Raw genomic sequence first — 7972 nt, forward strand, 5'->3', positions numbered from 1 at the left:
TATCAGTACGATTATCAAAGCGGATATATCCGAAGTTTTTTTCCTGACATTCGGGTATTGTGGGTTGTTGATTATTTGGGTCGGGAATAATGATATTTCCTTCTTCTTTATTACATGAATAACTAAATGTAATTGTAATAATGATCAAAATTAATATTGTCTTTTTCATAATTTTTTATTTAAAGTTACATCCCTCTCTAATTTTAGAGAGGGACCGAGGGTGAGTTAATTCTTAACAACCTTCTCCACAAAAACCCCATCACCATCTTTAATCTTTACAAAATAAATTCCTTTATCAAAATCTTTAATATCAATTACAGTATTTTCCAAAGCAAGTTGTTGTTCTTTTATTAGTTTTCCTTGGATATCGTAAATTCTGACTTTGGTAGTTATTTTATTTTTGTTTCTGCATTCTATTGTTATAGTGTTTTTTGTTGGGTTAGGATAAATAGTATAATCTTTATTTATTTTTGAATTATTTGTTTCAAAAATACTTGAATTTTCGCCTCCTCCATTTGTAGTCCTGTATATACAATCATAAGCAGGAAAAAGTATTAAATTATTAGTATCAAATCCTGCAAATTTAGTAAGAAGACAGCTAAAATTATCAAATGCAAGTTTTTGCCACCATTTGCCACCATCTGTTGTTTTGTAAATATAATTTTTACCGGAAGAAACAAAATCAATCCATCCAACATTTTCATTTGCAAAATACATATCAGCTAAACCCTCACCAAGAGCACCTTGTACATCATTAATTCCATTCATAATAGGAAACCAGCTATTACCACCATCAGTTGTTTTAAAGATGCTATCATGTCCATTATAACCGTAATAACGAATTATATATCCGACATTTTTAGAGGGGAATTGAATTCTTCTAATCTCATTGTTAAATTTTTTTATTGATTGCCAACTATCTCCATCATCAGTGGTTTTGTACAGAGTAAATGGATTGTGATATGATCGGGAATACCCATATCCTATACTGGGACTAGGGAATTGTAATCCCCATAAATAATCAGGTAAAACACTTTTCCATGTTTTACCTGTATCAGTACTTTTAACAAGTCCTGAATCTCTTGAAAGCAGAAATAGGTTGTTTGTGAATTTGTTTTTTGTCAAATTTGCATTAGGAGCTGTAGTATACAAAGTAGTTGTTTTGCTAAATGTTTTGCATCCATCATTGGTTCTATATGTGTTATTATTAATCAAATAGATACCTGTATCTTTACTGTAAAAAAAATAATTTGAAATATACTTACTAATTGTATCCCATGTTTGACCTGCATCTTCAGTTCTTACAGTATAGTATTTTGCGTTTGGCATTTGTGTCCTATATGATAAATATATTGTGTTGATATTAATCGCTTGAAAGTCAAGGATATTAGACATATTTTTAGGTGCAATTTCTTGCCATTGTGAATAAAGATTAGAATTGAAAATAAAAATAAATAAAATAAATATGTAATTTTTCATGATAATTTTTTTTAAGGTTACATCCCTCTCTAATTTATAGAGAGGGACCGAGGGTGAATTAATTCTTAACAACTTTCTCCACAAACACCCCATCACCATCTTTAATCTTTACAAAATAAATTCCTTTACTAAAATCTTTAATATCAATTACAGTTTTTTCCAAAGCAAGTTGTTGTTCTTTTACGAGCTTTCCTTGAATATCGTAAATTCTGACCTTTGTATCAAAAGCAATAAAGCCTGTGTAGGTAATTGTAATTTTACTTTGAGCAGGATTAGGATAAACTTTAAATTTTTCTGAAATATCCTTTGGTATTATTTCTTTTGTTGAATTCCAAATTTGTGTGCTGTCATAAGTACCATGATAAATTTTTGCTAAACCACTAGCCAATAGCTCAGAAATAATAAAATATACTTTGCCATTTTCTGCAATGCATTGAATATTATTTAGCATATAAGGTAAAGGGTTACGTAATTTTGTCCAGTTTTCTCCTGCATCAATAGTTTTATAAAGACCATAAAAAGTATTATATATAAAACCTGTTTTTGAATCAATAAAAGTATATACATCATCGGGTGATAAGCTTGCTGGTAATCCGTTAGATATTGCTTTCCATGTTTTTCCACCATCATCACTCCTTTTAATAGCCCATCTATAAGTTATATAAAAAGTATCCTTGCCAAAATAATAATCAGCTCCATGTTTACCATCTGTTTTTTGCCATGAATTTCCTCCATCATTGCTTTTAACCAGGAATTTGTCAAGTTGATTATAAAAAAAACCTTGACCAAAAGCTATGCTATCACTAATGAACCCAATTCTATAAATTGCTGTATCAGATACTTTAATCCACGATTTTCCGAGGTCTTTACTTTTATATGTTCCTATACTATCCGGAGAGAAAAAATGCTTATCGTAACTGGCATAAATGTCATCTCCCCATCCTTTTGTTATATTTTCGTCTGTCCATTGAGAGACAAATCCCTTGGGGTTTGTATAAACTAATTCAACTGAATCAAATCCGTTTGTAATTAAATAAATATTTTTATTACTATTGTCACGTTTCAGTCCTATTACTGTATCTTCTGATATAAATATAAGCACATTATAACCATCTTGACGTATAGGAAACCAGTTACTACCTTTATTATTTGTTTTATAATACCACTGTTTTGATGATGTATCAGAAACTAAAATATAACCTGTATTTTCCGATGTGAAATATGCCCAACCCAACAAACCAACCATGTGTGGCGGATTAGGATTTATATCATTCCATTGCTGTGAAAATGCAGATGAAAGAATTGTTAAGTGAATAATTAAAAATATTATTGTCTTTTTCATAATTTTTTATTTAAAGTTACATCCCTCTCTAATTTTAGAGAGGGACCGAGGGTGAATTAATTCTTAACAACCTTCTCTACAAAAACCCCATCACCATCTTTAATCTTTACAAAATAAATTCCTTTACTAAAATCTTTAATATCAATTACGGTTTTATCCAGTGTTAGTTGTTGTTCTTTTATTAGTTTTCCTTGGATATCGTAAATTTTTACTTTGGTAGTCATTTTATTTTTGTTTCTGCATTCTATTGTTATAGTGCTTTTTGTTGGGTTAGGATAAATAGTATAATCTTTATTTATTTTTGAATTATTTGTTTCAAAAATACTTGAATTTTCGCCTCCTCCATTTGTAGTTCTATACAAGCAATTAGTTATATACGCACAATCAAAAGGGAAAAGTAATATATTGTTACTATCAAATCCTTTAAATTTAGCAACAGCACAGCTAAAATTCTCAAATGCAAGTTTCTGCCACCATTTACCACCATCAGTTGTTTTGTAAATATAATTTTTTCCTGAAGAAATTAAATTCACCCATCCTATATTTTCATTAGCAAAATACATGTCATATAATCGTTCGTTAAGAACACCTTGTACGTCATTAATACCATTCATAACGGCTGTCCAATTTACACCACCATCTGTTGTTTTAAAAATACTATCATGTCCATAATAAGTATAATAACGGGTCATATATCCTACATCTTTAGATACAAATCTAATAGTTCTGATAGCATTATTAAATTCTTGTACTAATTGCCAATTATTACCACCATCTGTAGTTTTATAAAAAGATGTAAATTTATGTGTTGAACCTTTACCGTATCCATATCCAACGTTAGGGGTTGGAAATTGCAATCCCGCCACTGATTGTGTAAGCTTTTTCCATGTTCTTCCTGTATCAGTACTTTTAACAAGACCTGAATCGTTTGAATACATAAAAAGATTACCGTTGAATTTATTTTTTGTTAAAAATGCCATGCCAGGAGTCGGTGCGTACAAAGTAGATGTTTTAGAAAATGTTTTGCATCCATCATTTGTTCTATATGTATTTCTTTTATAAAGATATATACCTGTATCTTTACTGAAAAAATAGAAGTCATATAAATAATTACTGATTGTATCCCAAGTTTGTCCTGCATTAAGAGTTCTTACGGTATAATGTTTTGCATTTGGTGCTAATGTACCATAGGTCAAATATATCGTATTTATATCAATAGCTTGATACTCAAAAAGTTCAGACATGTTTTCAGGTGCAATATCAGCCCATTGAGAATAAAGATTAAAATTAAAAGTAAGAATAAATAAAATAAATAAATAGTTTTTCATAATAATTTTTTTTAAGGTTATTTATAATGTTTTTTATGAGGAGCAAATTCAAAACAAGGATCTGCTACATTTCTTTCGCCTTTGTATTTGTTATTGTCTAATATATTATTTTGAGGAGGAATACCTCCATTAAACCAATATGATCTTTGACAACGTAATAACGGACATAATGAACGATCGTCATATATCCATACATCAACATAAGGTGATAAATCAATAATGTGACATCTTGGAGGTCTTTGGGGTATAAAAGGGGCAGTCCACCATGACGTGCAATTCGTATCCTTAGGAGGTATATTATTATAATAATTATCATAAAGATTTAATGTAACATCTACATAATCATTACAAAACTGTTGATCAGCTAAAGTATCAAAATAATTATTAGTAATAGTGCTTGCCCAAATACCACTACAATTAATTTGTAAACATGCTCCAGCAAAACTCCATTCGGAGAACATAATATCCACATAATTGTTACTAAATGTATCATTATCAACTTCAATAATTCCTCCTGCATACGTTCTGTCGTGTATTGTTCCATCTCTTTTTCCTACAAAAATTCCTATGTCTGCATTTGTTAATTTTGAATTGCGTATTTCAAGTTTACCATGTGCTACTAAATTATCAGGGCAAGCATCATAATTTCCCCAAACTTCAATGCCTTTCCATCGGCATATACCTATTTCAGAGTTTTCAATAATTAAATGTCCAGGACTTGTACCAGACATACTACTTTTTACAATTAATTTTGAGCAATTACGCATATAAATTGTAGAATTAGTAATATGAAGTGTGGCATCATCAAAAATTTCAACATCATGGTCAATAAAAAGTGTTGTATCTGTCCAATAAAAATGCTGATTACCAGCAATTTCATTAGGTACATTAGATTCAGCCATGCAATTAATATCACAGCAATCGCAGAAATCAAGATATATAAAAGCCGAATCAATACAACTGCTATCTATATTATAAACATATACTGTATATGTGTCTTTTTGTGTAACATAAATACTCTTAGTGTCTTCACCAGTACTCCAACTGTAGTAATAACTACTACCTGCCTTTGTAGTGTTTGCGGTAAGCTTTACATTTTTAGTTATGCAACTATTTTGTCCATTAAGATTATCTAAAATATACACATCAAAAGTATCATTTACTTTAACAAATATTGTGTCTCCCCCGATACATCCATTTGAATCTGTAAATAGATATCTAATTTCATGATTACCAACACCAGGATTGGCAGGATTAAAAACACTGTCATAACTGTAGGTATTTCCGTTAAAAATCATATTCCATGTACCACCTCTGTATTTTATAGGATAAATATCATAATGATATATTGGGTCGTTAACGCAAAAAACAGTAGGTCCGATAATTTGTGCTTCCGGTGGTGGATGAATTACCACATCAAAAGTATCAGTATTAGTACACAGGTTTGAGTCGGTGTATAAAGCAAGTATCTGATATGTGCCGGGTATATTTTTTAAAAACAAATTACCAACAACCGATGTGTCGGGTCCGTAAAATGAACAATTAGCAGGATTTGTATTATTTAATTTAATTATTTCTGCAGGCCAACATGTATCAATATCAGTAGCGGTAATTTCAGGTAAAGGATAAAATAAAGCGTTAAATGAATCGCAGGCAGTACAGCCTAAAGTATCTGTAATGCATGCTTTATAAAATCCGTTTGTAGTAATGCTTATTTGACGATTGGAAGAAATGTGATTAAATGATGATGATGTTGAATCAAACTCATACCAATTGTAAGTGTTTCCTGTATCGTAGTCTAAAACAATTTTAATTGTATCTCTATCACATGCGGTATATAATCCTGCTAAATCAAGTACAGGTATTTCTAATTTTAATTTAGATGTATCTGTTGCCCAGCAACCATTTGTATCAACAACTTTTACAATATAATTCCCGGGAATATTTTCGCAAATCTTTCTTGTTAATCCAATATGATTTGAGTTAGTATCATTAAGCCACCAAGTATAACTAACAAAGCCACTATCGGCAACAAACCAATAACATCTATTTGTATCACAGATTGTCATAGAATCAGGTTTAGTATCAATTTCGGGATAAATAACAACACAAATACTATCTGAATCACAACAGGCATCATTACATGCTATAAATTTAAAACATCCTGACTTTGTAACTCTTATTGTTTGGTCATGTGAATAAGCACTATTAAACCATTTATTTGTTTTTGGATTCCATTTGTACCATGTCATAGGGCAATGGTTACAACTATCAACTGATGCTGTGATGTCTATAAAACTTGGTGAACAAGCTGTTGTATCTGGTGGTAATTCTACAATAGGTGATTGTCCGGGTTTAATGGTAACAGTATCATATCCGATACAATCTGTCGGGTGCAAAGTTCTTTCAAGCACATAGGTTGTTATGCTGTCAGGTGATACTGTAATTGTATTATTTGTACTTAAAATATTTGATGTATCTGGTAGTTTGTACCATTTATATGTTGCAGTAAAATTTATAAAAGAGCAAGTATCACCAATTGTAAATTGTTCGTTGGTATCACAAAAGGTAATTTCATCTGGTCCTGCAAAATCAAAATTTCTAATTAATTCAATATCATCAATTAAATGATGAGACCTGCATAAATTTTTATTTGTCATTGAATTATTTATTGTATCCGTATAAATCCATATTTCTCTCCAAGAATTATTAGGAATAAAATTACAAACTGTATATTGTCCGTAATGATTAGTGTCTTGAAAACTAATTATTTCTTGACTGCCTCCCAAAGGGGTTGGAATATTTGCAGCTGTTAATGGCTGTGGTGTATAAGGAACATTATTAGCAAGAAATACTCTTATTCCCGAACTATCGCAATATTGTTGTTGCAAATTATATGACCAATTTTTTGCCATTATTGAGAATATATAAGGCTTTCCTTGTTCAACACATTTTATACTTTGCTTAAAACCTGTTGTCAAATACTGAAATTGAATTTGTTGATTAACAGTAACCCTAACTTTATAATTTCTTAATTCAAAAGAAGAAGGGCTTGAAGTAAATGTTGTATGTGTATTAACATTTCCTTGTGTGTTTAACCAGTTAGGGAAATAATTTAAAGTAGGAAAGGGTTGGTTTGGAGGTATTGGAAACCACCAAGGAGTAATTAAAGCATTACCATTGTAAGGTATAGAGTCCCATGTTATTTCACTATTTGGTACAACATTGCAAGCACATTTATTTTGTGCAAGCAAATTATTACCACTTAACATAAACAATAGCAACAAGACAAAAATGGGTGGTAAAATCCAATAATTGATTTTTGATTTTGTTGTTTTAGTAAATTTTCTTTTCATAATATTATATTTTAAGGTTAAAAAAAAACACTCTTCTATATATATATAACATTAGTCGTAAAAATGTTACAAATTATTTGTTAAAAAAAAGAAATAAACACAGCCTATTTAATTGATATTCTGTTGTTAAAAAAAATTTAAATTTTTTTTTTATTTTTGACTTTTTTAAACCAATTATTTTTTAAAAAATATAAAATTTGTTTTTATTTAATGTGCAAAGTTATGTTAAAAGAATTATATGTGAAAGAAAGATTCAAAATATATTTTTGATGATTTTTCATCCTCACAAAGAATTAATAATCTTTTTGAGAAATGTATCATGGTGTTAGAATTTGAGTTGAACTTCACTTATAACAGGTATTGCTTTAAAACGACCACTTAAATACCATTTGTCAATGGGAATATCTTTTCTAATTCCTTTAATATCACTTAGCTTATAAATTGTAGTACCTCCTTGATAATCTTTG

General features: G+C 29.8%; 4 protein-coding genes. All 4 read right to left on the reverse strand.

The window, feature by feature from the left end; translation table 11 throughout:
* Nucleotides 1-225: 225 nt before the first annotated feature.
* Genes U9R42_13295 through U9R42_13310 form a run of 4 tightly spaced genes read right to left on the reverse strand, consistent with a single transcriptional unit; the run spans nt 226 to nt 7505 of the window.
* Nucleotides 226-1479, reverse strand: a complete 1254-nt coding sequence (locus tag U9R42_13295; GenBank protein MEA3496995.1) for a T9SS type A sorting domain-containing protein — start codon at nt 1477-1479, stop codon at nt 226-228.
* Between the two features lie 58 nt (nt 1480-1537).
* Nucleotides 1538-2821 carry a T9SS type A sorting domain-containing protein gene (locus tag U9R42_13300; protein MEA3496996.1) on the reverse strand — a complete coding sequence of 428 codons (1284 nt, stop codon included), beginning with the start codon at nt 2819-2821 and terminating at the stop codon, nt 1538-1540.
* Between the two features lie 56 nt (nt 2822-2877).
* Nucleotides 2878-4149, reverse strand: coding sequence for a T9SS type A sorting domain-containing protein (locus tag U9R42_13305; GenBank protein MEA3496997.1), 1272 nt, complete (start codon nt 4147-4149; stop codon nt 2878-2880).
* Nucleotides 4150-4166: 17 nt separating this feature from the next.
* A complete protein-coding gene (locus tag U9R42_13310) occupies nt 4167-7505 on the reverse strand; it encodes a hypothetical protein (protein ID MEA3496998.1) in 3339 nt (1112 codons plus the stop codon).
* Nucleotides 7506-7972: the final 467 nt, after the last annotated feature.

This window comes from Bacteroidota bacterium (assembly GCA_034723125.1).
In the GTDB taxonomy this organism is placed as follows: domain Bacteria; phylum Bacteroidota; class Bacteroidia; order CAILMK01; family JAAYUY01; genus JAYEOP01.